Source organism: Echinicola sediminis, assembly GCF_054777495.1.
Genome location: NZ_BAAHAP010000020.1, coordinates 1 through 24,461, shown reverse-complemented (window position 1 = coordinate 24,461; position 24,461 = coordinate 1). Strand labels below are relative to the sequence as shown.

Genomic DNA, 24,461 nt, shown 5'->3' with positions numbered 1-24,461 from the left:
GGGCTGAGGAGACAATCAACGTTGAAAAAAGCAAAAAACAGAAAGTGATAACAAGCGCAATACATACTAAGATGTTAATTTTCAAGAGGATACCGATTCTTTTCCTGACAGCTTTTCTGATGTTATTTGGTTGTGGTTCACGCCAAAATAGCACCGGACTTCTTGTGGTGGAGACTACCACGGAAATGGCGAGAAATCCCTTAGGGATTGAAAAGTCGGCACCCAGGTTTGGCTGGAAGATGGAAGCTGAGGGTTATGGAGCCAAGCAGTCGGCCTATCAGGTCATGGTTTACAGTTCCCCGGAAGCCGATGAATCCTCATTGGTATGGGACAGCGGTAAAATCGCCAGTGAGCAAAGCCAGTGGATTACTTACAAAGGCGCCCCATTGATCGGTGGCGTCCGTTATTTTTGGAGAGTACAGGTCTGGAACCAGGATGATCAAGCTTCTTCTTGGAGTGAACTGGCCCACTTTGAAAGGGCACCGGATAATCTGGCCCAAAAAGCCAACTGGATAGGTGCCATCACCAAGGAGGATAGTGGACTACCCGAAGGAAGGAATTACCATGCTCCCGATATGAGAAGGGAGGAAAATAAGGAAAAGTGGAGCCATGTGGATCCCTTGGCCAAGCGTAGCATCCAATTGCGAAAGGAGTTTGAAGCTCCAAAAGCAATTAAAAAAGCAAGGGTCCATATCAGCGGTTTGGGACATTACGAATTGAGCCTCAACGGAGAAAAAATAGGCAACAGTGAGTTTGCCCCTTTATGGACGGATTATGACAAAACGGTCTATTACAATTCCTATGATGTGACGGATCAGTTGAAGCAGGGAAAAAATGTCCTGGGGGTTTTGCTGGGGAATGGGATGTACAATGTCAGCGGTGAGCGCTACACCAAGTTTTTGATCAGCTTTGGTCCTCCCACGCTATTTCTGAACCTTAAGGTAGATTACACCGATGGAAGCACGGTAGAAATCAATTCTGACCAGAGCTGGAAGTGGGCACCAAGCCCGATTACCTTTAATTGTATCTTTGGGGGGGAGGATTATGATGCCAATTTGGAACAAGCAGGTTGGAATAAGCCCGGTTTTGATGAGCAAAGCTGGCAAGAAGTGGTCATTCAGGAAGCCCCTAAAGGAAAGCTGCAGGCCCAGTTGGCCAGTCCTGTAAAAATCCAGCAACAGTACGAGGTCAAAGAAATCACCCAACCCGAAGAAAGTGTTTTTGTCATGGATATGGGACAGAACCTTGCGGGCTTTCCATCCATCAAAGTCAAAGGCAAAAAAGGACAGAAAGTAAGGTTGATTGTAGGGGAGCACATCAAAGATAGCGGCCTGGTGGGCCAAGGTAGAACAGGCGGGCCTCATTACTACGAATACACGCTTAAGGGAGAAGGGGAAGAAGCTTGGCAGCCAAGGTTCAGCTTTTACGGTTACCAGTACATTCAGGTGGAAAAGGCCAATTTACCCGGGCAGGAAGTCCATGAAGACTGGCCGACGATCACGGAAATCAAATCCAATTTTATCTATAACGATGCCCAGGAAGTGGGGACTTTTGAAAGCTCCAACGAGATTTTCAACAAGACCCATTGGCTGATCAATAATGCCATCAAGAGCAATATGCAGAGTGTGTTTACCGATTGCCCCCACCGGGAGAAACTGGGCTGGCTGGAAGAGACACACCTGAACGGACCGGGACTGTTTTTCAACTATGATCTGGGGACCCTGGTTCCGAAAGTCATGCAGGATATGGCCGATGCCCAGCGGGAAAATGGCATGGTGCCGAACATCGCTCCCGAATATGTGGTATTTGGTGGGGATTTTACCGATTCACCTGAATGGGGTGTGGCCAGTGTGGTGTTGCCCTGGATGTATTATGACTATTATGGAGACAGTAGCCTGATACGGGAGTATTACCCGACCATGAAGAAGTTTATTGCCTATTTGGGCAGTACCGCTGAGGATCATATCCTTTCCCATGGATTGGGGGATTGGTACGATTACGGGGAGCATGCAGCGGGATATTCCAAGAATAGCCCCATTGCCCTTTCCGCGACTTCGCACTACTATTTCGGTATTCAGCTGATCAAGAAGGCAGCCCTAATGCTTCAGCAAGGGGAAGACTATAGAAAATACGAAAGGTTGGAAAAGGCCGTAAAAGAAGCCTTTAATGCCGCTTTCTTTGATCCTGAAACCAGCCAGTACGGCACAGGTAGCCAGTTCTCCAATGCGGTTCCACTGTTTTTGGATATGGTGGAAGAGGATCAAAAGCAGGCCGTTTTGGATAATCTTGTCAAAGACATCAAAGATCAAGGATATCGGTTGACCACAGGAGATGTAGGCAACCGATACCTGTACCAGACCTTGGCAAAAAATGGGCTGAATGAACTGATGTACAAAATGCAAAACCATTATGATACCCCCGGCTATGGGTTTCAGATCAAGTTTGGACTGACCACTTTGACCGAACAATGGGATCCGAGAAAAGGGAACAGCTGGAACCATTTTATGATGGGACAGATCGAAGAATGGTTTTATGCTGATCTGGCGGGAATACAGCCGGACCGGGAAAATCCCGGCTTCAAGCATTTCTATCTGAAGCCCCAGGTGGTAGGGGACATGACTTTCGTAAAAGCCAGTTATGAAAGCATCTATGGGACTATTGTCTCCGAATGGGAAAAGGAAGGAGAACAACTAGCACTACATTATAAGGTGCCGGCCAATACAAGCGCTACTTTGGTGATCCCAGCTGGTAAATCCGCAGAAATACGCATCAATGGAGAAAAGACAGGCAATGCAGCAGGAGTCAGCAAAGTAGAAAATGAAAACCATCCCTCCTATTTGTTGGGATCGGGTGAATATGAAATAGATGTTAGACGCTAGTATCTAGTATTGAGTATCTAGTATTGAGTATGGTGTAAAGTGAGTTGTGTTTGTTGGTGTCGACATAAGATGGTTTGCCATTTCGACAGGCTCAATGTCCAACTATTTACAAAGACGAATTTCAAGTCTAGTGTCTAACATCTAAAGTCTAAAGTCTTACAGAAAATATGAAAAAGAAATATCAAGGAGTAGTAGTGCCCATGGTGACCCCGCTGACTGCAAAGGGGGAGATTGATACCGATGCTGTTGGGAAAATCATGGAGCAGTTTGCTGCAAACAACATATCCCCATTGGTCCTGGGGACTACGGGGGAATCTGCTTCCTTTTCGGAGAAGGAAAGTGTGGACATGATCAAGGCAACCATGGCTGCCAAATCAGCGGGCCAACAGGTTTACGCCGGGGTGGTCAGCAATTTGGTGGCAGAGCAGCACAGCAGGGGAAAACAGTACCTGGATTTAGGGGTGGATGTGATTGTGGCTACTTTGCCTGCTTACTATGTCCTTTCAGATGAGCAGATGAAAGTACATTTTGAACAGTTGGCGGAGCATCTGCAAGGCCCGCTGATGATGTACAATATCAAGGCCACCACGCAGATGTCCATTCCGCTTGCGGTGGTGGAGGAGATGAGTCACCATCCGCATATTTGGGGATTGAAGGATTCGGAAAGGGATATTTCCAGGATGCATTCGGCCATTGACCAGTACCGGGAAAGGGAAGATTTTTCCTTTTTCTGTGGTTGGGGAGCACAATCTGCCAACAGTCTCAGGACAGGGGCGGATGGTATTGTCCCAAGTACAGGCAATATTGTACCTGAGATGTACAAAGAACTGTATTCTGCGGCATTGGAGGGGGATGATGAAAAGGCCCTGCATTACCAAGAGCTGACGGATGAGGTCGCCAAAATCTACCAAGGAGGCAGAAGTTTGGGAGCATCGCTGGCAGCCCTGAAGCTGATGATGCAGCAAAAAGGCTGGTGCCAACCTTATATGAAGCCACCGCTGACAAAACTGAGCAATGGTGAGCAGGAAAAGGTGCTGGACCACTGGCAAGAGCTGATGGCGAAAGTGAAATAAGTAGGATTGCAAATCCGGAACAGCTTCGAAGTGAGAAAGGATAATAAATAAGAAGTCAATAACTAAGTAACCAATAACCCAATAACCGCATGGAGACAGGATTGCATTGGATAGATTACCTATTGATCGTTATCTCGATTTTGGGAACGGTATATATGGGGATCTATTTCTCAAAACGACAAAAAAGCAGTGAGGATTACTTCGCCGGAGGGGGAGGGATTCCTTCATGGGCTATTGGGATGTCCATTTTTGCGACACTGATCAGCAGTGTGACCTTTTTGGCTTATCCCAGTGCGGCCTATAAGTCCAACTGGATTTTACTGGTTCAGGGCTTGATGGTGCCTCTTGTCCTGGTCTGCATGATCTGGGTGATTGTGCCATTGTTCAGAAAGGTGATCGGACTGAGTACTTACGAGTATTTCGAAAAGCGCTTTGGCTTTTTGGCCAGACTGTACAGTTCATTGGCTTTTGTGCTGACACACTTTTCGAAGATGGGGACGGTATTGTACCTGGTAAGCCTCGCGCTGAGCAGTATGATGGATGTCAATATCTTTGCCATTATCGGGGTGCTTACTTTTGTAATAATCGTATTGACTCTTCTGGGAGGGATAGAGGCAGTTATCTGGATGGACGTTATCCAAGGATTTTTACTTATCGGAGGCGGGATTTTCTGCTTGGGTCTCTTGCTATGGGTGCCGGAAGGAGGGGCACAGCGGGTCTTGGAAGAGGCCATCAACATGAAGAAAATAGGTTTTGGCCCTTATGATATCGATTTTACCCAATTGACCTTTGTCGTTATGGTGGTGAATGGGATGTTTTATGCCGTCCAGAAATACGGCACGGACCAGACCATTGTACAAAGGTACCTGACTGCCAGAAATGATCATGAGGCGAAAAAGGCAGCTTATCTGGGCGTGTTCTTAAGTGTTCCTGTGTGGACCTTGTTTATGCTTATCGGCTCCTTGCTGTTTGTCTTTTATCAGATTTCAGGCTCAGCATTACCAGAAGGTACCAGTGTGGATGCGGTTTTCCCTTATTTTATTATGACCGAATTGCCTCCTGGAGTGACGGGCTTGGTGCTTTCGGCTTTAGCGGCAGCAGCTATTTCCAGCCTGGATTCGGATATGAACTGTCTGGCAGCGGTAGGCGTGGAAGATTACTACAAGCGATTTAACCCCAAGTGTACCACCCAACAGAAATTGAAAGTGGGCAGAATCTTGGTGTTGGTGTCCGGTTTGGCGGCCGCCTTTGTGGCCGTGTTGTATGTGTTGTGGCAAGGTCAAGGGGTGCTCGGAGCGGTATTTGGGCTTTATGCCATTTTCTCGGCAGGGATAGTGGGGATTTTCCTGCTTGGCCTGTTCAGCAGAAGAGCCAACAAGGAGGGGCTTTATATCGGGATTATTGCCTGTATCCTGTTTACCGCCTATGCCTTGCTGACCTCTACGCCGATGAGTTTTGGAGGGGAGTCGGGACTACTGCTGGATTTAGGGAAATACAATTTTACCCATCATAAGTACATGCTGGGGGTATATAGTCATTTGATTGTTTTGGTGGTGGGTTATGTGGCCAGCCTGTTCTTTGATCGGCCCAAGGCTGATGGAAGCCTGACCATTTACGGCTATTTCAAAGAGAAGAATAATAAGGAAAAAATCAGTCAACTTTCATGAGGGCAATAAGTTTATTACAGCCACAAAAATTGGTGTTTGGGACCGGAGCGTTGTCCCAGTTTGTGGAGGATGCGATAGCAGCAGGAAGAAAAAAGGTTTGGATATTGATCGCCGAACCATTGGTGGGGGCGCTTAAGGAAGGCCTGCAACAAATGAGAAACAGTGGAATGGAAGTGGAACTGGTCGTCTACGAAGCCGGAGAACCTACTTTTGGCCTATATGAGGAGTATTTGGAAGGGGTCAAAGAATTCGCCCCGGAGAGTATTGTAGGGATTGGTGGGGGAAGTGTTTTGGACCTGGCCAAAATTTTGGCGGCCATGCAGGACAGTACTGGGCAGTTATCTGAATTTGTTGGTATAAATTTGTTAAAAGGCCGGGGCACGCATATGGTGTGCATCCCAACGACCTCGGGTACAGGCAGTGAAGTTTCTCCAAATGCCATTCTCTTAGATGAAGAAACATTGGAGAAGAAAGGGATCATCAGTCCTTATCTGGTGCCCGATGCTACTTATATCGATCCGGTGCTGACGGTGGGACTGCCTCCGAAAATCACCGCTGAGACGGGAATAGATGCCTTGTCTCATTGTATTGAGGCCTTTACCAATAAGTTTAGCCATCCTTTGGTGGATGACTATGCCCTTAGGGGGATTGCCCTGATCGGGCAAAACCTGCAGCGGGCCTTTGAGGCCGGGGACGACCTGGAAGCCCGTTCTGCGGTGGCTTTGGGCAGTATGTACGGGGGCTTGTGCCTGGGGCCGGTGAATACGGCGGCTGTTCATGCACTGTCCTATCCTCTTGGAGGAAAATACCATGTGCCCCATGGTTTGGCCAATGCTGTTTTATTGCCGGAGGTAATGGCTTATAACATGCCTGCAAATATTCAAAAGCATGTACAGATAGCTTTGGCCTTGGGAGCACAGGAAGGTAAGACCTTGGAGGAAACGGCCAGAAATGGGGTGGAAAAAGTAAAAGAATTAGTGAGGCTTTGTGATATTCCTCAAAACCTGACTGCTTTGGGGGTGCAGAAAGAAGATGTGACGGAATTGACAGGGTTAGCGATGAAAGTGACCAGATTATTGAAAAATAATCCCAAAGAGCTAACTTATGAGGATGCAGAGCGAATATATTATAATTTGTTTTAGAAGTGGGATGAGAAAGAGATTATAAGCATTTAACGTCACAGCGAAGCTGTCTGGTCAAAGGCAGGCTCGTCAAAGGAAGGTGTGGCAGTCTTTTCCTTCAAAGATGAGATTGCTTCATATTTGAGCATTTCGACAGGCTCAATGTCCAAACATTCGCAATGACGGTTAGCGTAAGGCAGGGAAATGTCCGGTCTTGAACCTTTCATCTCATGTCTAAAGTCTAAAAAAAAAGAATATGGAAAGACCGATAATAGCCATTACCATGGGTGATCCGGCCGGCATAGGGCCTGAGATCATTGTTAAAAGCTTTCTCCACGGGGGAATTCATGAAAACTGTAAGCCTTTGGTGGTGGGTGATGCCCAAACCATAGCGCTAATGGCAGAGAGGCTTGGGGTGGATCTTAAGGTAAATGCTATCCAAACCGTCGGTGATGCGAATTTTGATCCTGGAGCGATAGATGTTTTTGACCTTGACAATGTGGATCAGGATCAGCTGAAAATGGGCAAGGTAAGTGCCATGGCCGGGAATGCAGCTTTTGAAGCAGTAAAGAAGACCATAGAACTGGCTTTGGCAGAGGAAGTGGATGCTACGGTCACAGCTCCAATCAACAAAGAATCAATCAATCTGGCCGGGCACCATTATGCCGGCCATACAGAAATATACGCCGAATTTACCGGCACCGAAAAATTTGCGATGCTATTGGTAGAGCAAAACCTGAGGGTGATCCATGTGACGACCCATGTGCCGTTAAGACAGGCCTGTGACCTGGTCAAAAAGGACCGGGTGCTGGATGTCATCCGTTTGTTACATGATGCCTGTGTGCAGTTTGGAATAGAAGCTCCCAGGATTGGTGTGGCAGGATTGAATCCCCATGCCGGTGATGGCGGATTGTTCGGAACTGAGGACGATCAGGAAATTCTGCCAGCAGTAGAGGAGGCCAAGGCCCAGGGCTTTGTTACGGAGGGGCCGGTGCCGCCGGATACTCTTTTTGCCAAGGCGGTACAAGGATATTACGATGGCTGTGTGGCCATGTACCATGACCAAGGGCACATTCCTTTTAAGATGGTCGGCTTCAAGTGGAACAATGAAACCAAAACAATGGAAAGTGTCAAAGGGGTAAATATCACTTTGGGCTTGCCGATCATCCGCACTTCGGTGGATCATGGAACTGCCTTTGAAATTGCCGGGCAGGGCATAGCCTCTGAGGATGCGTTAAATTTAGCAATTGACTACGCCATACCAATGGCCCAAAACAGAAGAAAACATGATAGCAGTTATAGCCGATGATATTACAGGGGCAGCAGAGATTGCCGGAGTATGTTTAAGATGGGGGATTCCTGTTTCTTTCTCTCTGGATGCCAAGCCTGCCAGCGGAGCTGATGTAATGGTGATCGCTACGGATACCCGTTCGATGTCCGAGGCAGAGGCTGTACAGGAAACCGAAAGGATTGCTGCCGAGCTGTTGGAAATGGGTATTACATGGATTTTCAAGAAGTCTGACTCTGTCATGAGGGGCCATGTGGCGGCCGAACTGAAGGTGTTGGCCAAAAAGCTCCATAAAGAAAAGATGTTGTTGGCTCCTGCCAACCCCTATACGGGAAGAAGTATCAGTGAGGGGAATTACTATGTGAAGGGAAGGCCCCTGAACGAAACCAGTTTCAAGGACGATCCGACTTTTCCGGCCTTATCTGCCAATGTAAAGGACCTGTTGAGGGAAAATGAACTGCCGGTATTGTACGGGAAGTTTTCGGAAGAAGAGGACCTGAAGCCAGGTTTCAATATTCCGGATTCGGAAACCATGCTCGATTTATATGCTTGGGCAAGTTTGATGGACAGTACGGTCCTTCCTGCAGGAAGTGCGGCGTTCTTTGAGATGTGCCTGAAGAGGAATTTTCCGGAGTGGATGCTCGGACAGGAACCTGACCCGCTTTCATTTGATGGCAACAGCCTGATGATTGCAGGGAGCAGTCACCAGAACAGTAAAGACTTTGTCACCAAAGCAGTGGAAAAAGGCGTTCATCTGAGTGAAATGCCAGAGGAGGTGATGCAGCAGGAGGAGAATCCAGCAGGGATGAGCGACTGGGTAGCTGATGTCAGCCAAGGCCTGTTGGACGGAGAAAGGGTCATTATGGCCTACGGCAAAAAGAAGGTGAACTTTGAGAATTACCCGGCTGTCCTGAAGAAGAGAACTGCAAGGGCAGTTTCCCAGGTAATCGAGGAAGTTCCCGTAAGAGAATTGTTGCTGGAAGGCGGGGCCACTACCTGTGCGGTCATTGATGAACTTGCACTTGGGGCATTGATTCCTATGCAGGAATTGAGCCCTGGTGTGGTAAGGCTCAAAGCGGTCAACCGGGACTTGGTTTTGACCATCAAGCCAGGAAGTTACCCTTGGCCTGAAGCGGTATATAAATACTTTGAAATTCAAAAACCTGTGCTGTAATGGAGGAGAGGACTTGTTCTCTTTCGGGGGTAGCAGTTAACAGTCGACTGTCGACAGTCGACTGTGGACTTTGGACCCCAAACAGATCATTTATTTTTAGTTGTTTACTGGCCGTTATCCTATCAGCTGGCCTTATTGGAGGCAGCTTTGCCCAGGACTCAGATAGTGCCTATCGGGAATCACTTTCCGCTACCTTGGACAGGATTGAGGAGATTTTTCAGGTCAAGCTTCAATATAATGAGGACTTGGTCAGCGGAAAGGAACTGGATTACGCTTTTTGGAGAATCCGGCAGGGCAATTTGGAGAATTCCCTAACAGCCTTACTGGCGCCGTTTGACCTTACCTATTACAAAAACGAAGACGGTAGCTATTCCATCAAACCTTTCCAATACCATAAAAAATCCAGCTCAAGCGGAGCTGAGCAGCTAGATTACTTCAAAACGCTTTATGGAAACAAAGATGAATGGGAGATCCGGAAGACTGAGCTAAAACAATGTATGCTTGATGCATTGGGATTAAATGAACTTCCCGCTAAACCTGACTCCAGACCCATTATTACCAAAAGAAGAAATTACAAGGGCTATTCGGTGGAGAATGTGGCCCTGGAAGTCCTGCCTGGAGTGTTTACCACGGGATCCGTTTACAGGCCCAGACCTTTGAAGAAGGACCATCCTGTGATCATCATGCCCAACGGCCATTTTGGCCAGGGAAGGTACCGGGAAAGCCAGCAAATCAGGGCGGCCACCTTGGCAAGAATGGGGGCCGTGGTGGTGGGTTATGATCTCTTTGCCTGGGGAGAATCCTTATTGCAGTTTGAGTCCACGGATCACAGGCTTAGCCTTGCCCATAGCCTACAAACTTGGAACGGGATCCAGTGGATCGATTATTTGAGCTCCTTAAAAGAGACCGCCCCAGAGCAGGTTGGTATTACGGGTGGCTCAGGCGGTGGTTCCCAAACGATGTTGCTGACCGCCATCGATGATCGGATCAAAGTATCCGTGCCGACGGTGATGGTATCCTCGCATTTTTCAGGCGGATGCCCTTGTGAGAGTGGCAAACCTATCCATTTGTGTGGAGGAGGCACCAACAATGCTGAAATAGCGGCGATGACCGCTCCAAGGCCTTTGCTGATCATTTCAGATGGTGGAGATTGGAGCAGCACCGTTCCTGATATCGAATATCCCTTTATCAAAAGGACATATGGTTTTTATGGTCAAGAAACCCAATTGGAAAATGTGCATTTCCAGGAGGAGGGGCATGACTATAAGTATTCCAAACGGCAGGCCATGTACCCTTTTATGGCCAAGCATTTGGGCCTGGATATCCAGAAGTGGATGGGAGAAGATGGAAAAGTGGATGAAAGCGGGGTGACTGTAGAAGATGAAAATACGCTTAAGGTATTTGGGGATGAGGGAGAAAGGTTGCCTGGGAATGCGATAAAGGGAAAGGAAGCTTTGTTTCAGCTTTTGGAATAAGGCGTAGAAAGAGTTTGGATATTCTGTTGATGGTCCACTGTCGACCGTCGACTGTCAACTGTGGACTTGAAAGAAACAGCTGTTCGGGATTTGCAATCCCGAACTTTAATATTTCGGATTTATTATCCGTGATAAGGGGATAATAAATCCCCATTTATTTGGAATCCGGATTTCAAATCCGGATTAGCTAAGTAACTCAATAACTAAAAAATTCAATAACCAATGCGTTGGACAAAGCTTTTAGTTCTTTTTCTATTAATATTTGCAAACGGGCTTCAGGCTCAGGATACCGAGTGGAAACTTTGGTACGATGAGCCTGCCTCCAACTGGAACGAAGCATTGCCCTTGGGCAATGGCCGGCTTGGGGCGATGGTTTTTGGGGTTCCGGCTGTGGAGCGTCTTCAGCTCAACGAAGAAACCATTTGGGCAGGTTCCCCGAACAGCAATGCCCACAACAAGGCCAAAGATGCCATCCCATATGTCCAAAGACTTATTTTTGATGGAAATTACAAGGCAGCACAAGAATTGGCCAATCAGAAGATCATGTCCCAGACCAATGACGGGATGCCTTATGAGACTTTTGGAGATGTGTATATCTCATTTCCGGGACATCAGGACTATAGTGATTATTACCGTGACCTGAATATTGAAAATGCTACGGCTTCTGTGGCCTATACGGTCGATGGGGTGCGTTATACCAGGGAGGTGCTTACAGCATTAGAAGACAATGTGATTATGGTAAGGCTTTCTGCTGATCAGCCCGGGCAGCTCACCTTCAATGTGCAGATGACCAGCCCCCATGATAATGCGGTGGCCAGGGTCAGGGAAGATCAATTGACCCTTTCGGGTGTTTCCAGAACGCATGATTACCAAAAAGGTGGCGTGAAGTTTCAGGGTAGGGTAAAAGCGGTCAACCACGGTGGCGAGCTCGTAGCAAAGGACGGCCTGATCAGCGTTAAAGGTGCGGATGAAGTTATTCTGTATATTTCCATTGCTACCAACTTCAAAAACTATCAGGACCTTTCGGTGGAGTATGAAAAGAAAGCGGAGGAACTGCTGGATGCTGCCTTGCAAAAGGATTTTGCCACCATCAAAGCTAGGCATGAGGCCTACTATAAAAAGTTCTTTGACCGGGTTGCTATGGATTTGGGCACTTCGGATGCCGCAGATAACACCACTGATGTAAGGATTGAAAGGTTTTCAGAAACCAATGACCCCCAATTGGCTGCTTTGTATTTTCAGTTTGGCAGGTATTTGTTGATTTCCTGTTCCCAGCCGGGCGGGCAGCCGGCCAATTTGCAGGGTATTTGGAATGATATGCTTTTCCCTTCCTGGGAAAGTAAATATACCGTAAACATCAATGCAGAGATGAACTATTGGCCGGCAGAGCTGACCAATCTGAGCGAAATGCACGAGCCTTTTCTGCAGATGGTCAGGGAAGTCAGTGAAACGGGCCAAGAGACGGCCAGGATGATGTATGGTGCCCGTGGTTGGGTGCTTCATCACAATACCGATATCTGGCGTATTACGGGACCAATCGATTATGCCGCTTCCGGGATGTGGCTGGGTGGAGGAGCCTGGCTTTGTCAGCACCTGTGGGAGCGGTACCTGTACAGCGGGGATAAGGCCTTTCTCCAAGAAGCTTACCCGATCATGAAAGGGGCAGCTGAGTTTTTCCTTGATATTCTGATCGAGGAACCTGAGCACAATTGGTTGGTGGTCTCTCCTTCCAGTTCACCGGAAAACAGTCATATTCACGGAGCTACCATTGCTGCCGGAGTGACCATGGACAACCAGCTCTTGTTTGACCTTTTTACCAACTTGATCCGATCTTCGGAAATCTTGGGCATAGACCAGGAATTTGCGGATACTTTGGAAGCAACCAGGGCTAAGTTGCCTCCTATGCAGGTAGGGCAACATGGTCAGTTGCAGGAATGGATGCATGACTGGGATGATCCTGATGACAAGCACCGTCATGTTTCCCATTTATATGGGGTGTTCCCCAGCAATCAGGTTTCTCCGTTTAGGACCCCTGAACTGTTTGATGCAGCCAAAACTTCCCTGATGTTCAGGGGGGATCCATCCACAGGCTGGTCCATGGGATGGAAAGTGAACCTCTGGGCGAGGTTTCTGGATGGCGACCATGCCTATAAGTTGCTACAAAACCAGTTGAGCTTGGTGACGCCGGAAACCAAAGGAGGCGGCACCTATGCGAATATGTTTGATGCCCATCCGCCCTTTCAGATTGACGGGAATTTTGGCTGTGCAGCTGGTATAGCCGAGATGTTGATGCAAAGCCATGAGGGAGCCATCCACCTTTTGCCGGCTTTGCCCAGCGTATGGGAAAAGGGCAGTATTAAAGGGCTGAGAGCCCGTGGAGGTTTTGAGATCGTGGAAATGAGCTGGAAGGACAACCGATTGGAAAAGCTGGTGGTGAAATCCCATTTGGGAGGAAACTTAAGGCTTCGCTCAGAGGATAGATTGAAAGGTAAAGGCCTGGAAGCGGCCCAAGGAATAAATCAAAACCACTTCTTTGACTTGCCCGAGGTGAAGCAAGCCTTGGTTTCTGAAAAGGCAAAATTGAATAAGGTCGAACTGCCGGATTATAAGGAATATGATTTGGAGACCGAGGTAGGAGAGATTTATACCATTACGGGGAGGTGAGTCCAAGGATTCGTAGGGATGGTTTAAAAAAGGTGGGTCCACGAATTACACGGATTAACACGAATTGAAAACCTTCTAGATTTTACCTGAGGCCGATTTAATAAGCAGCGAAATAGGATCGCCAGCGTCCCCGAAAGTGATCGGGGCAGGCTATTGCGAAGCCTTTTGCGTTTGGGTAAGTGTGGGGGGAAGGGTGTGGCAATCTTCTTATTATGAGATTCCGACGGCTTCCTTTTCTCAACCCCACGCCAAGCCCTGTTTGGCTCCAGACAAGCTCAGAATGACGCTTTTGAAACCTGGAAGGTCTAAGTAGGACTTGTATCTAGCCAAAAAAATGCCCGAAATACAAACGAGGGCTAGATTTGGACGAATGCCAATAAGATGGGCTGACCTCCCCTTCAGGGGAAAGAGGGGTGTGGGCAAGGAAGTTCTTAAGAAGTACTCTAATAATTTAATTATGATAAAGAATATGAAGATAGTAAGCTCAGGACTTTTAGGAACAGCAATGCTTCTCTTGGGGGCTTGTGGAGGAGCGGGCAATAAAGCCGAAAACCAAACTGCAGATGCTGATTTAACAGTTGAAAAAACGGAAAGCTGGTCGGTACGTTTGGCGGATTCGGACATGAAGCGTTTTGAAGACTGGATCGTTGGAGATCCTTACTGGGGTTATCACGAAGGATTGGTCTGCAAGGCCATGCTGGACATGCACGAATACACCGGTGAGCAGAAGTATTTTGACTTTGTCAAAGGCTTTGGTGAAAACATCATTGAGGAGGATGGCACCATCAAAACCTATAAGCTGGAAACCTATAATATTGATAACATCAATTCCGGTAAGGTACTGATTCCTCTTTATGATGTGACCGGAGAAGAAAAATACAGAAAGGCACTGGACACTTTGATGAAGCAGCTGGAGAGTCACCCAAGGGTTTCTGATGGCGGTTTTTGGCACAAGAAAAAATACCCCCACCAAGTTTGGTTGGACGGACTGTACATGGCGGGTCCTTTTTTGGCCGCCTATGGACAGGAGTTTGACCAGCCTGCGCATATCGATGATGCCGTGGACCAGCTCATGGAGGTTTCCAAGGTTCATTATGATCCAACAACTCATCTTCCTTATCACGGATGGGACGAAAGCAAGGAACAGGCCTGGGCGGATAAACAAACGGGTCTGTCGGCCAATTTCTGGAGCCGCAGTATCGGTTGGTACCTGATGGCGATCGTGGATGTGTTGGACTATCTGCCGGAAGGCCATGAAGGCAGGGAAGAGCTGATCAAGATCGCCAATGATATAGCGGTGGGACTGGAAAAGTATCAGGACAAGGATTCAGGAACATGGTATCAGGTGACCGATCTCGGAGACCGGGAAGGAAATTATTTGGAGTCTTCCGGTACTGCGATGTTCGTTTATTTTCTTTATAAAGGAGTGCGCAAAGGATATCTTCTGGAGAAATATCTTGCGGTTGCGCACAAGGGCTATGAAGGATTGGTAAATGAATTTTTTAGGGTGGAAGATGACGGAACGGTAAGCGTAACAGATGGCTGTTCCGTGGCCGGATTGGGGGGAGATGGCAACCGTGACGGGAGTTTCGAATATTATATCTCCGAACTGATCAAGGACAATGATCCCAAGGCTACCGCACCGGCCATCATGGCCAGCATAGAGCATGAAAGATATCTGAGGAATAATCCATAATATAGGGAATGCATTACTCAAGAATAACCGTTTTTTTGCTGTGTGTCGCATTCGGAGCCTTATTGCAGGGCTGTGCGGCAACCTCAAATGAACCAGGACCTGCCCTACTCAACAAAGAAGATTTTAAGCATTATGCGGAATATTTTAACCGCATGGAGGATGAAAATATCCAGCAAGCTATCCCCAATGCCCAGTCCTGGGAATGGATGAAGGAGAATGTCCCTTTGTTTGAGGCGCCACAGGAAAACTTTGAAGAGATATTTTATTTCAGGTGGTGGTCACTGAGAAAGCATATCAAGGAAACTCCGGTGGGCTATGCCATGACCGAGTTTCTGGTGGAGCGTTCTTATGCGGACAAATATAACCTGATCAGTTGTGCCGTGGGGCACCATATCTACGAGTCCCGTTGGCTGCATAACCCTTCCTATTTGGACCAGATCGTCCATACCTGGTATAGGGGGAATGAAGGCAAGCCGATGAACAAGCTGCATAATTTCAGCAGCTGGACCGCGGATGCCCTTTATAATCGATATCTAGTGGATGGGGATGAACAGTATTTGCTGGACATGTTGCCCGACTTGGTGGAAGAATACCAATGGTGGGAAGAAAACCGGGGAAGGGATGACGGCCTGTTTTGGCAGATCGACGTAAAAGACGGCATGGAAGAGTCCCTGAGCGGAGGAAGGCATGTCAAGAATGTTCGCCCGACCATCAACAGCTATATGTACGGCAATGCCAAAGCTATTGCCAAAATTGCCAGGCTGAAAGGCGACGAAGAGATGGCGGCCAGGTACGATCAGAAGGCAGAAGAAATCAAGAGTTTGGTACAAGAAAATCTCTGGAGCGAGGAAAGCCTGTTCTTTGAGACTATCAAGGAAGAAGGCGGTTTTGCCGGAGTGCGGGAGGCCATAGGCTTTATCCCTTGGTACTTTAACCTTCCGGACGACAAGCAGCCCTACCCTGCCGCTTGGGACCAGGTGACAGACGAAGGAGGTTTTTTAGCTCCTTTTGGGCTGACCACCGCGGAATGCAGGCATCCGGATTTCAGAAGCCATGGCTGCTGCAACTGTGAGTGGGACGGTGCCATTTGGCCTTTTGCCACTTCCCAGACCCTTACGGCCATGGCCAACCTGCTAATCGACTATGATCAGGATATGGTAGGCAAGGAGGATTACTTTGGCCATATGGAAAAATACGTGGAATCCCAGTACTACCGTGGAAGACCCTATATAGGGGAGTATTTGGATGAGAAGACGGGTTTTTGGCTAAAGGGCGACCAAGAAAGGAGCCGCTATTATAACCATTCCACCTTTAATGATATGATCATTACCGGGTTGGTGGGATTCAGACCACAGGCGGACGGAAAAGTGGTGGTGGATCCACAGCTTCCAGAAGACCAATGGGACTGGTTCTGTCTGGACAATATTGCCTATCAGGGAGATATTGTGACGATATTCTGGGACAAAACCGGAGAGAAATATAACAAAGGCCAAGGCTTGCATGTGCTGGTCAATGGAGAGGAAGTTGCCTCATCCGACCATTTGCAGCGGCTGGTGGCCGAAAGAAAATAGCATTAGGAAAGCGATTCATGGCATGACTTTGGGTCATGCCATGAATAAAAAAATAGTATTTGATTTAGGTTGATAGGTTTAAAAGGGGGCTTTTCTTTGATGGCCTCCTTTTACCGCTTTTAAGGAATCCTAAATTTCCCTTTTGATATGAAAAAGACAAGTTGCCTTTTATTTACACTAGTTTTAGGAATAGTGCTTATAGGAATGACCTTCCCATCAGAGGACAGGACGATAGGTTTGAGTGAACTGAAAGTAGAGATGCTTACCAATCCTGTTGGGATAGATGTTGACGGGCCCAAACTGAGTTGGAAGATCACTTCTGCTGAAAAAGGTACCTATCAGGAAGGTTATCAAGTGTTGGTGGCTTCTGCACCAGAACTTTTGACCCCAGAGAAAGCTGATTTTTGGAATTCCGGCAAGGTGCTGTCCAGTGCCAGTGTGAATGTGCCGTACTCGGGAAAGAAGCTGGAAAGTGATACCCAATGCTATTGGAAGGTAAAAGTGTGGACGAATCAGGGAGAAAGTGACTGGAGTGATGTGTCAACTTGGAGCGTAGGGCTTTTGTATTACAAGGATTGGAAGGGAAGATGGATAGGCTTTGACAGGGCTTTTCCCTGGGAGGATGTTTCTACCTTTTCCACCCTAGGGGCCAGGTATTTCAGAAATGAGTTTTCGGTGAAGAAGGAGGTTGAATCCGCTACTGCTTATATCATCGGTCTGGGCCTGTATGAACTAAGTGTCAATGGGCAGAAAGTGGGGGATGCGGTATTGGCCCCTACACCCACGGATTACACCCAAAATGTAAAGTACAATGCTGTTGATGTCACCAAGCTGATCCAATCTGGCGCTGATAATGCCATAGGTGTGGTGCTGGGCAATGGCCGTTACTTTACCATGAGGCAGGATTACAAACCCTATAAGATCAAGAATTTTGGCTTCCCCAAACTGCTTTTCCATATGGTGATTCACTATGCGGATGGGAGCAAAGAGGTGATCTCATCCAATGACCAATGGAAGGGAACAGCAGATGGTCCCATCCGGAACAATAATGAATACGATGGGGAATATTATGATGCCAACAAGGAGTTCCCCGGCTGGGATCAGGCAGGATTCGATGATGGAAAATGGCTTCAGGCCGAATATGTACAAGAGCCGAGAGGGGATTTTGAAGCCCAGATGAACGAGAACATGAAGGTAATGCAGGAGGTAAAGCCCGTTTCCATTTCCAAAATTGCCGATGACCGCTTTATTCTGGATATGGGCCAAAATATGGTCGGCTGGCTTCAGATGTCCGTGGAAGGAAATAAAGGGGATACGGTCAGATTGAGGTTTGCAGAGTCCTTGGAAGAAGATGGGGAGCTTTTTATGACCAACCTGCGGGACGCCAGGGTGACGGATACTTATGTGCTCAAGGGAGGAGAAAAGGAGACTTGGGAGCCCAAATTCACTTATCATGGTTTCAGGTATGTAGAAGTCAGCGGATATCCGGGAGAGCCTGAATTGGCTGATTTTGTGGGAAAGATGGTTTACGATGATATACGGACGGTAGGTCATTTTGAAACTTCCGATAAGACCCTCAACCAGATTTATCAGAATGCCTGGTGGGGAATTGCCGGAAACTATAAGGGTATGCCGGTGGACTGTCCGCAAAGGAATGAACGGCAGCCTTGGTTGGGAGACCGGGCGGTAGGAGCACATGGGGAAAATTATATGTTTGATAATACCAGGCTCTATAAAAAGTGGCTGGAGGACATCCGTTTGTCCCAAAAGGCTGATGGCAGTATTTCCGATGTGGCTCCGGCTTACTGGCGGTATTACAGTGATAATATGACCTGGCCCGGAACCTATCTGATGATAGCCAATATGCTGTTTGAGCATTCCGGGGACACCTCATTGATCGCCGACCATTATTCTGCCATGAAAAAGTGGCTGGATTATATGCAGGACCGCTATATGGACGAGGATTATATCCTTACCAAAGACAGTTATGGAGACTGGTGTGTGCCACCCCCTTCCATAGAGGCCGGGACGGGGCAAAATGCCGATGTGAAGCGGCCGAGTGAGCTGATCTCCACGGCTTATTATTATCATTTTATGGGGATGATGAGTGATTTTGCCCGAATCATCCGAAAGGAAGAGGATATACCGGCTTATCAGTCTTTAAGGACAAAAGTCGGAGATGCATTTCAGGAGGAATTCTATAAGGAGGAAGGCTACTATGGTGAGAATAAAATGACCGACAACCTCTTGCCTTTGGCCTTTGGGATAGTGAAAGAGGAGGATAGGCAGAAGGTCTTTGATCATATTGTGGAGACCATAGAGGTGAAAAACAATGGCCACCTGAGTACCGGTTTGATCGGCACCCAATGGTTGATGCGGACACTGACGGACTTTGGTAGGGCAGACCTGGCCCTGAAACTGGCCAGTAACCGGACCTATCCCAGCTGGGGGTATATGATCGAAAATGGGGCCACCACCATCTGGGAGCTGTGGCACGGCAATGTGGCCAAGGCCAGCATGAACTCCCAAAACCATGTGATGCTGCTGGGGGATTTGATGGTGTGGTATTATGAATGCCTGGCGGGCATCAAGCCCGGCAAGGACAGCCCCGGTTTCAAGAGCATAGAACTGGCACCGGTCTTTGTGGAGGGCTTAGATTTTGTGAAGGCTTCTTATGGGTCTCCCTATGGGGAGATTGGCAGCCACTGGAGGAGAAAAGGTAAGAAGATCATCTGGGAGGTCACTGTCCCGGTAAATACAACCGCAAAGGTGACATTGCCTCAACAGGCCAGTAGTAAGATCACCATGGACGGGAAGTCGCTGAAGTCAGGAGAGATGAATGTGGTGGTGGGGTCTGGAAAGTATGAGTTTGTTTTTTAGTCCACAGATGGGCACTGATTGACACAGATGGAAGGACTATAAGAATTTTGGCTTAGGCTCTTTTTCAAACATAGGACCTTCATGTTTTGTTTTGAACCATTAAGGTATGAAGGGTCATTAAGGGTAGGCATGGAAAGGTTAGGGAGCGATTAGAGTAGCATCATGACCCTTCACTCCTTCATGTTTTATTTTTTACCATTAAGTCCACAGATGAACACTGATTGACACAGATGGAAGGACTATAAGAATTTTGGCTTACGCTATTTTTCAAACATAAGACCTTCATGTATTGTTTTGAACCATTAAGGTATGAAGGGCCATTAAGGGGTGCAAGATTAGGGGTGCATCGGGGCAGCTCCATACTCTCTCACTTCTTCATGTTTTACTTTATTAACCATTAAGGTATGAAGGATCATTAAGGTTGGGGGGAGGTTTGGGAGCCAGTAGGGTAGCTTCATTTACTTTTGTTTTAACTATTTGGTTAGCTTAAATGTGGAATGATGATACATGATTTCTGAATGTGGACCCAAGAACCTAATTTCCGAATAACCAATAACTAATCTCCTTACCAACTTAAATAGACTTAATCATCTATAACTATTTATGAGTAGTGAAGGGAATTAAGGGGTATTGTAAGATTAGGGACGGTCATCGGGGCAGCTCCATACTCCCTCACTTCTTCATGTTTTACTTTATTAACCATTAAGGTATGAAGGATCATTAAGGGTGGGGGGAGGCTAGGGAGCCATTAGCCTAGCTTCATTTATTTTTGTTTTGACTATTTGGTTAGCTTAAATTTGGAATGATGAATGTTGAATTACGATTTCTGAATGTGGGCCCAAGAACCTAATTTCCGAATAACCAATAACTACCCCTTAAAAGAAAAAACCATCTGCTTAGGAAGCAGATGGTTTTCGATTAATAAACCCCTAATTAAAATTATTAATTATAGGTTAAAAGTAGTTTTATTTCTTACAGATACCGTCCTGTACTGTCTTGTACTGTTTTGGTTTATTTTTCAAGGCTCAACTGCCAGTTCCAGGCATCTTTTAGGGCTTCTTCCAGTCCAAACTGCGGCTTCCATCCGAGGACGTTTGTTACCTTGTCCGTATTGGCCCATACTTTTTCGATGTCACCGGACCTTCTAGGGCCTATCTCATAGTTGAGGGGCTTTTCACTTACCTTTTCGAATGCCTGGATGACTTCCATTACCGTATTGCCATTTCCAGTGCCCACATTGAAGAGGTCAAAGAAGTTGTCCTTTTGTTGGGCAAGGTACTGGATGGATTTGACATGGGCATCAGCCAGGTCCATGACATGGATATAATCACGGATGCAGGTGCCGTCAGTGGTATTATAATCGTCACCGAAAACCGTTATCTTTTCCCTGATCCCTGCGCCGGTTTGGGTCACAAAAGGAATCAGGTTTGCGGGAACACCCAGTGGAAGCTCTCCGATCAAAGAAGAGGGGTGGGCACCGATGGGGTTGAAATAACGTAGGGCGACTATTCTCGCTTTTGCCCCACTTTTGACGTGATCCATCAGGATATCCTCACAGATCCGTTTGGTATTGCCATAGGGACTCTCCGCATCCTTGCGCGGGGTGGATTCCTTTACCGGAAGCTCATCCGGTTGGCCATAGACCGTACATGAGGAGGAGAATACAATGTCCTTTACACCGAACTCCTTCATGGTTTCCAGCAAAATGACCAAGGAATTGATGTTGTTGCTGTAATAGGTCAGTGGAATTTGAGTACTTTCTCCCACGGCCTTTGAAGCAGCAAAGTGGATGACCCCTTGGATGTCATTTTCCTGGAAAATTTTCCGCATGATGCTCCGGTCGTTACAGTCTCCTTCATAGCATTTTACGCTTTTGTCGAGGATTTTTTCCAGGCCGTTTAAGACATTCTTATTGGAGTTGGAAAAATTGTCAATAATGATCGGTTCAAAACCGGCGTTGACCAAGGCTACAGCAGTATGCGATCCTATGTATCCTGCTCCGCCTGTAATTAAAATTTGTTGCATGAATGTGATATTTTACTAGGGTTGATAGGTCGGCTTATGATGTCAAGACAAATATAAATCAATCGCTCATGGCATAAAATTTTTACCGCTTAATAATGGATTAAAAAACTTAATTTTTAATTGGAAGTTAATATCTTACAAGAGAGGTGGTTTCAAAAGGGAACGCAATTGCAGTCCTTTTTTAGACTCACGCTCAAAGAATATAACCCAATAAACAGTAATAGTATGATGGACTTTGATTTGAATGAAAACCAAAGGATGATTGCCCAGATGATCCGGGATTTTGGGGCCAAAGAAATCACTCCCTATCGCAAAGATTGGGATGATCAGCAGACTTTTCCGCTTGCTCTTTTTAAGAAACTAGGAGAACTAGGTTTGATGGGAGTGTTGATCCCAAATGATTACGGCGGCAGCGGTTTTGGTTATTTTGAATACGTGACGGCGATCATGGAGCTCGCCAAACTGGATCCGGGAATTGGATTGTCCATGGCGGCCCACAATTCTCTTTGCTCAGGGCATATCATGCTTTTTGGAAATGAGGAGCAGAAGAAGAAATATTTGCCAAAATTGGCCACTTGTGAATATTTGGGAGCGTGGGGACTTACTGAGCCCAATACAGGATCCGATGCTGCGAACATGAAAACCACTGCGATTGAGGAAGGGGACCATTATGTGTTAAATGGAGCGAAGAATTTTATCACCCACGGTGTTTCAGGAGATGTAGCGGTGGTTATCGCCCGGACAGGTGAAGTAGGGGATAAGCATGGTATGACCGCTTTTGTGCTGGAAAAGGGGATGAAAGGTTTTAGGGGAGGCCGGAAAGAAGATAAACTGGGAATGCGGACTTCAGAGACCGCTGAATTGATTTTTGAGGATTGTAAGGTGCCCAAAAGCCAGGTTTTGGGAGAAGTGGGCGAGGGCTTTATCCAGTCCATGAAGGTCTTGGACGGAGGAAGAATATCCATTGCAGCCCTTTCCCTGGGCATTGCGGAAGGGGCATTGGAGGCTTCGATCAACTATTCGAAAGAGCGACATCAGTTCAATAAGCCCATAAGTTCTTTTCAAGGCATATCCTTTAAGTTGGCTGAAATGGCCACCAAGCTGGAGGCGGCCAAGCTGCTTACTTTTAAGGCCGCTGATCTGAAGAACCGGGGCGAGTTTGTTACCTTGGCGAGTGCCAAGGCCAAGTATTATGCCTCGGAAATAGCTGTGGAGCTGGCCAATGAGGCTGTTCAGATTTTTGGGGGCTATGGTTTTACCAAGGATTATCCCGTGGAGAAGTATTATAGGGACGTCAAGCTTTGCACGATTGGTGAAGGTACTTCCGAAATTCAAAAATTGGTGATTTCTAGGGAGATTTTGAAGTGAGTTCTGATTTGCAGTCGACCGTGGACATGTCTTCTCACAAGCTGATTTAAATCTTGGTTTTAAAAATAATCTTCTTACCTTTGCAGCCGAAAGGAGGTGTAAAATATGATCGTAGTAAACGTAAAAGAGAACGAATCTATCGAAAAAGCGCTAAAGCGTTTCAAGAAAAAGTTTGACAGAACTGGAGCAATCCGTGAACTGAGAGCGCGTCAGCACTTTGAGAAGCCTTCTGTAAAGAGAAGAACTGAAGTCATTAAAGCCGCCTACAAACAAAGGATGCAAGACGAAGAAGGGAAATAAGCAAATCTTTCCTTCTTAAAAAATAATTGAGCATATTGGTGTATTAATTACGCCGATATGCTTTTTTCTTTTATAAATTACCTAGAACATGAAAAAAGGGCCAGCGCGCATACGGTGTTGGCTTACCAAAAGGACCTGGAGCAATTCCAGGAATTTTTAAACTTGTCTTTTGGGGAAGAGGATATGGTCAAGGCGCAACACGGAGAAATCCGGGCCTGGATGATAGACTTGGTTGAGCAGGGCCTTTCGGCCACCACCGTGAACCGTAAGATGGCTACATTACGGTCATTCTATAAATTTTTATTACGATCGGGCGAAATCTCCAAGGATCCAACCTATAAACTGCGGGCGCTTAAGACTCCCAAGAAATTACCTGAGTTTGTTCAAGAGGCTTCCATGGAACAGCTCCTCAATGAAGTTGATTACGGAGAACATTTTGAAGGCCGAAGAGATAAGATGGTGATGGAGTTTCTTTACCTTACAGGTGTCCGGCTTTCAGAGTTGATCCATCTAAAATGGGCAGATGTGGATCTGTCTGCCCGATCTGTCCGGGTGTTCGGAAAACGAAAGAAAGAAAGAATAATCCCTCTTACCGATGCTTTATGTAAGAATATTATTTCGTACAGAAAAGTATTTGAAGAAACATTTTTAAATATAAACGAGAGTGATTATTTTATCGTTAATAATAAAAGAAAGCAAGCGTACCCAATGAAAATATACAGGATAGTGAGGAAGTATTTAGACCTTTTCGCGCAGACGTCCAAGCGTAGCCCTCACCTTCTGAGACATACTTTTGCGACACACCTCCTTAATAAAGGAGCAGACCTTAATGCGGTCAAGGATCTACTGGGGCACGCCAATCTTGCCGCCACGCAAGTATACACCCACAATTCAATGGAAAAACTCAAGGCTGTGTTTGAACAGGCACATCCTAAAGCTTAAATAAAAGTTTAACTTTTAAACTGTTAACATTATGAAATTACAAATGCATTCAATCCATTTCGACGCAGATCAAAAGTTGATTGATTTTATTCAGAAGAAGGCCGATAAGTTGGACACCTTCTACGATCGAATTATTGACGGGGAGGTATTTATGAGACTCGATAAAAACGAAAAAAATGAAAACAAAATCGTTGAAATCAAATTGAATGTGCCCGGGAAACAGTTGTTTGCAAAGCATCAGAAGGATTCTTTTGAGGCAGCTGCTGATGAGGCAATCGAGGGACTGAGAAGACAGATCAAAAAGTTTAAGGAAAAATTAGTTTTGGCAAGACAATAAC

At 46.7% G+C, this 24,461-nt stretch carries 17 protein-coding genes; 15 read left to right on the top strand and 2 right to left on the bottom strand.

Annotation, left to right across the window (positions count from 1 at the left end; all coding sequences use genetic code 11):
• The first annotated feature begins 71 nt into the window (after nucleotides 1–71).
• From ACYVAA_RS07445 to ACYVAA_RS07430, 4 genes are all read left to right on the top strand, one after another.
• Nucleotides 72–2,879, top strand: a complete 2,808-nt coding sequence (locus ACYVAA_RS07445; protein WP_460540071.1) for a family 78 glycoside hydrolase catalytic domain — start codon at nucleotides 72–74, stop codon at nucleotides 2,877–2,879.
• Nucleotides 2,880–3,046: 167 nt separating this feature from the next.
• Nucleotides 3,047–3,952, top strand: coding sequence for a dihydrodipicolinate synthase family protein (locus ACYVAA_RS07440; protein WP_460540069.1), 906 nt, complete (start codon nucleotides 3,047–3,049; stop codon nucleotides 3,950–3,952).
• 89 nt (nucleotides 3,953–4,041) lie between these two features.
• A complete protein-coding gene (locus tag ACYVAA_RS07435; RefSeq protein ID WP_460540067.1) occupies nucleotides 4,042–5,619 on the top strand; it encodes a sodium:solute symporter family protein in 1,578 nt (525 codons plus the stop codon).
• On the top strand, nucleotides 5,616–6,761 hold the full coding sequence (locus ACYVAA_RS07430; protein WP_460540065.1) for an iron-containing alcohol dehydrogenase: 1,146 nt from the start codon (nucleotides 5,616–5,618) through the stop codon (nucleotides 6,759–6,761). Before ACYVAA_RS07435 ends, ACYVAA_RS07430 begins: the two co-directional genes overlap by 4 nt.
• A gap of 35 nt (nucleotides 6,762–6,796) precedes the next feature.
• Here the strand turns inward: ACYVAA_RS07430 and ACYVAA_RS07425 are convergent, their stop codons facing one another.
• Nucleotides 6,797–6,967: a hypothetical protein gene (locus ACYVAA_RS07425; protein ID WP_460540063.1), complete on the bottom strand. Its 171-nt coding sequence runs from the start codon at nucleotides 6,965–6,967 to the stop codon at nucleotides 6,797–6,799.
• Between the two features lie 29 nt (nucleotides 6,968–6,996).
• Here ACYVAA_RS07425 and pdxA point away from each other — a divergent pair, with 29 nt between their 5' ends.
• From pdxA to ACYVAA_RS07390, 7 genes are all read left to right on the top strand, one after another.
• Nucleotides 6,997–8,049 (top strand): PdxA family dehydrogenase, encoded by a 1,053-nt coding sequence (pdxA, locus tag ACYVAA_RS07420; protein WP_460540061.1) that lies wholly within the window; start codon nucleotides 6,997–6,999, stop codon nucleotides 8,047–8,049.
• On the top strand, nucleotides 8,027–9,202 hold the full coding sequence (locus ACYVAA_RS07415) for a four-carbon acid sugar kinase family protein (RefSeq protein ID WP_460540059.1): 1,176 nt from the start codon (nucleotides 8,027–8,029) through the stop codon (nucleotides 9,200–9,202). The genes pdxA and ACYVAA_RS07415 overlap by 23 nt, the downstream gene beginning before the upstream one ends.
• A complete protein-coding gene (locus ACYVAA_RS07410; protein WP_460540057.1) occupies nucleotides 9,202–10,677 on the top strand; it encodes an alpha/beta hydrolase family protein in 1,476 nt (491 codons plus the stop codon). The genes ACYVAA_RS07415 and ACYVAA_RS07410 overlap by 1 nt, the downstream gene beginning before the upstream one ends.
• Nucleotides 10,678–10,899: 222 nt before the next feature.
• Nucleotides 10,900–13,341, top strand: a complete 2,442-nt coding sequence (locus ACYVAA_RS07405; RefSeq protein WP_460540055.1) for a glycoside hydrolase family 95 protein — start codon at nucleotides 10,900–10,902, stop codon at nucleotides 13,339–13,341.
• Nucleotides 13,342–13,810: 469 nt separating this feature from the next.
• Entirely contained in the window at nucleotides 13,811–15,037 is a 1,227-nt protein-coding gene (locus tag ACYVAA_RS07400; protein ID WP_460540053.1) for a glycoside hydrolase family 88/105 protein, read from the top strand.
• 8 nt (nucleotides 15,038–15,045) lie between these two features.
• Entirely contained in the window at nucleotides 15,046–16,608 is a 1,563-nt protein-coding gene (locus ACYVAA_RS07395) for a glucosidase family protein (protein ID WP_460540051.1), read from the top strand.
• A 147-nt stretch (nucleotides 16,609–16,755) separates the two neighbouring features.
• On the top strand, nucleotides 16,756–19,488 hold the full coding sequence (locus tag ACYVAA_RS07390) for a glycoside hydrolase family 78 protein (protein ID WP_460540049.1): 2,733 nt from the start codon (nucleotides 16,756–16,758) through the stop codon (nucleotides 19,486–19,488).
• Nucleotides 19,489–20,499: 1,011 nt separating this feature from the next.
• Here the strand turns inward: ACYVAA_RS07390 and galE are convergent.
• On the bottom strand, nucleotides 20,500–21,513 hold the full coding sequence (gene galE, locus ACYVAA_RS07385; protein ID WP_460540047.1) for an NAD-dependent epimerase/dehydratase family protein: 1,014 nt from the start codon (nucleotides 21,511–21,513) through the stop codon (nucleotides 20,500–20,502).
• A 228-nt stretch (nucleotides 21,514–21,741) separates the two neighbouring features.
• On the opposite strand from galE, the gene ACYVAA_RS07380 reads away from it, so the two are divergent.
• The 4 genes from ACYVAA_RS07380 to hpf all read left to right on the top strand — a co-directional run bounded on the left by ACYVAA_RS07380 (nucleotide 21,742) and on the right by hpf (nucleotide 24,460).
• Nucleotides 21,742–22,881, top strand: a complete 1,140-nt coding sequence (locus ACYVAA_RS07380) for an acyl-CoA dehydrogenase family protein (RefSeq protein WP_460540135.1) — start codon at nucleotides 21,742–21,744, stop codon at nucleotides 22,879–22,881.
• Nucleotides 22,882–22,986: 105 nt separating this feature from the next.
• Entirely contained in the window at nucleotides 22,987–23,181 is a 195-nt protein-coding gene (gene rpsU, locus ACYVAA_RS07375; protein WP_460540045.1) for a small ribosomal subunit protein bS21, read from the top strand.
• 57 nt (nucleotides 23,182–23,238) lie between these two features.
• Nucleotides 23,239–24,123, top strand: coding sequence for a site-specific integrase (locus ACYVAA_RS07370; protein ID WP_460540043.1), 885 nt, complete (start codon nucleotides 23,239–23,241; stop codon nucleotides 24,121–24,123).
• Between the two features lie 31 nt (nucleotides 24,124–24,154).
• Nucleotides 24,155–24,460, top strand: a complete 306-nt coding sequence (gene hpf, locus ACYVAA_RS07365; protein ID WP_226334919.1) for a ribosome hibernation-promoting factor, HPF/YfiA family — start codon at nucleotides 24,155–24,157, stop codon at nucleotides 24,458–24,460.
• Nucleotide 24,461 lies beyond the last annotated feature (1 nt).

Coding starts and splice junctions, on each gene's coding strand:
- ACYVAA_RS07445 (WP_460540071.1), top strand. CDS start 72: ATGTTAATTTTCAAGAGGATACCGATTCTTTTCCTGACAGCTTTTCTG.
- ACYVAA_RS07440 (WP_460540069.1), top strand. CDS start 3,047: ATGAAAAAGAAATATCAAGGAGTAGTAGTGCCCATGGTGACCCCGCTG.
- ACYVAA_RS07435 (WP_460540067.1), top strand. CDS start 4,042: ATGGAGACAGGATTGCATTGGATAGATTACCTATTGATCGTTATCTCG.
- ACYVAA_RS07430 (WP_460540065.1), top strand. CDS start 5,616: ATGAGGGCAATAAGTTTATTACAGCCACAAAAATTGGTGTTTGGGACC.
- ACYVAA_RS07425 (WP_460540063.1), bottom strand. CDS start 6,967: ATGAAAGGTTCAAGACCGGACATTTCCCTGCCTTACGCTAACCGTCAT.
- pdxA (WP_460540061.1), top strand. CDS start 6,997: ATGGAAAGACCGATAATAGCCATTACCATGGGTGATCCGGCCGGCATA.
- ACYVAA_RS07415 (WP_460540059.1), top strand. CDS start 8,027: ATGATAGCAGTTATAGCCGATGATATTACAGGGGCAGCAGAGATTGCC.
- ACYVAA_RS07410 (WP_460540057.1), top strand. CDS start 9,202: ATGGAGGAGAGGACTTGTTCTCTTTCGGGGGTAGCAGTTAACAGTCGA.
- ACYVAA_RS07405 (WP_460540055.1), top strand. CDS start 10,900: ATGCGTTGGACAAAGCTTTTAGTTCTTTTTCTATTAATATTTGCAAAC.
- ACYVAA_RS07400 (WP_460540053.1), top strand. CDS start 13,811: ATGAAGATAGTAAGCTCAGGACTTTTAGGAACAGCAATGCTTCTCTTG.
- ACYVAA_RS07395 (WP_460540051.1), top strand. CDS start 15,046: ATGCATTACTCAAGAATAACCGTTTTTTTGCTGTGTGTCGCATTCGGA.
- ACYVAA_RS07390 (WP_460540049.1), top strand. CDS start 16,756: ATGAAAAAGACAAGTTGCCTTTTATTTACACTAGTTTTAGGAATAGTG.
- galE (WP_460540047.1), bottom strand. CDS start 21,513: ATGCAACAAATTTTAATTACAGGCGGAGCAGGATACATAGGATCGCAT.
- ACYVAA_RS07380 (WP_460540135.1), top strand. CDS start 21,742: ATGGACTTTGATTTGAATGAAAACCAAAGGATGATTGCCCAGATGATC.
- rpsU (WP_460540045.1), top strand. CDS start 22,987: ATGATCGTAGTAAACGTAAAAGAGAACGAATCTATCGAAAAAGCGCTA.
- ACYVAA_RS07370 (WP_460540043.1), top strand. CDS start 23,239: ATGCTTTTTTCTTTTATAAATTACCTAGAACATGAAAAAAGGGCCAGC.
- hpf (WP_226334919.1), top strand. CDS start 24,155: ATGAAATTACAAATGCATTCAATCCATTTCGACGCAGATCAAAAGTTG.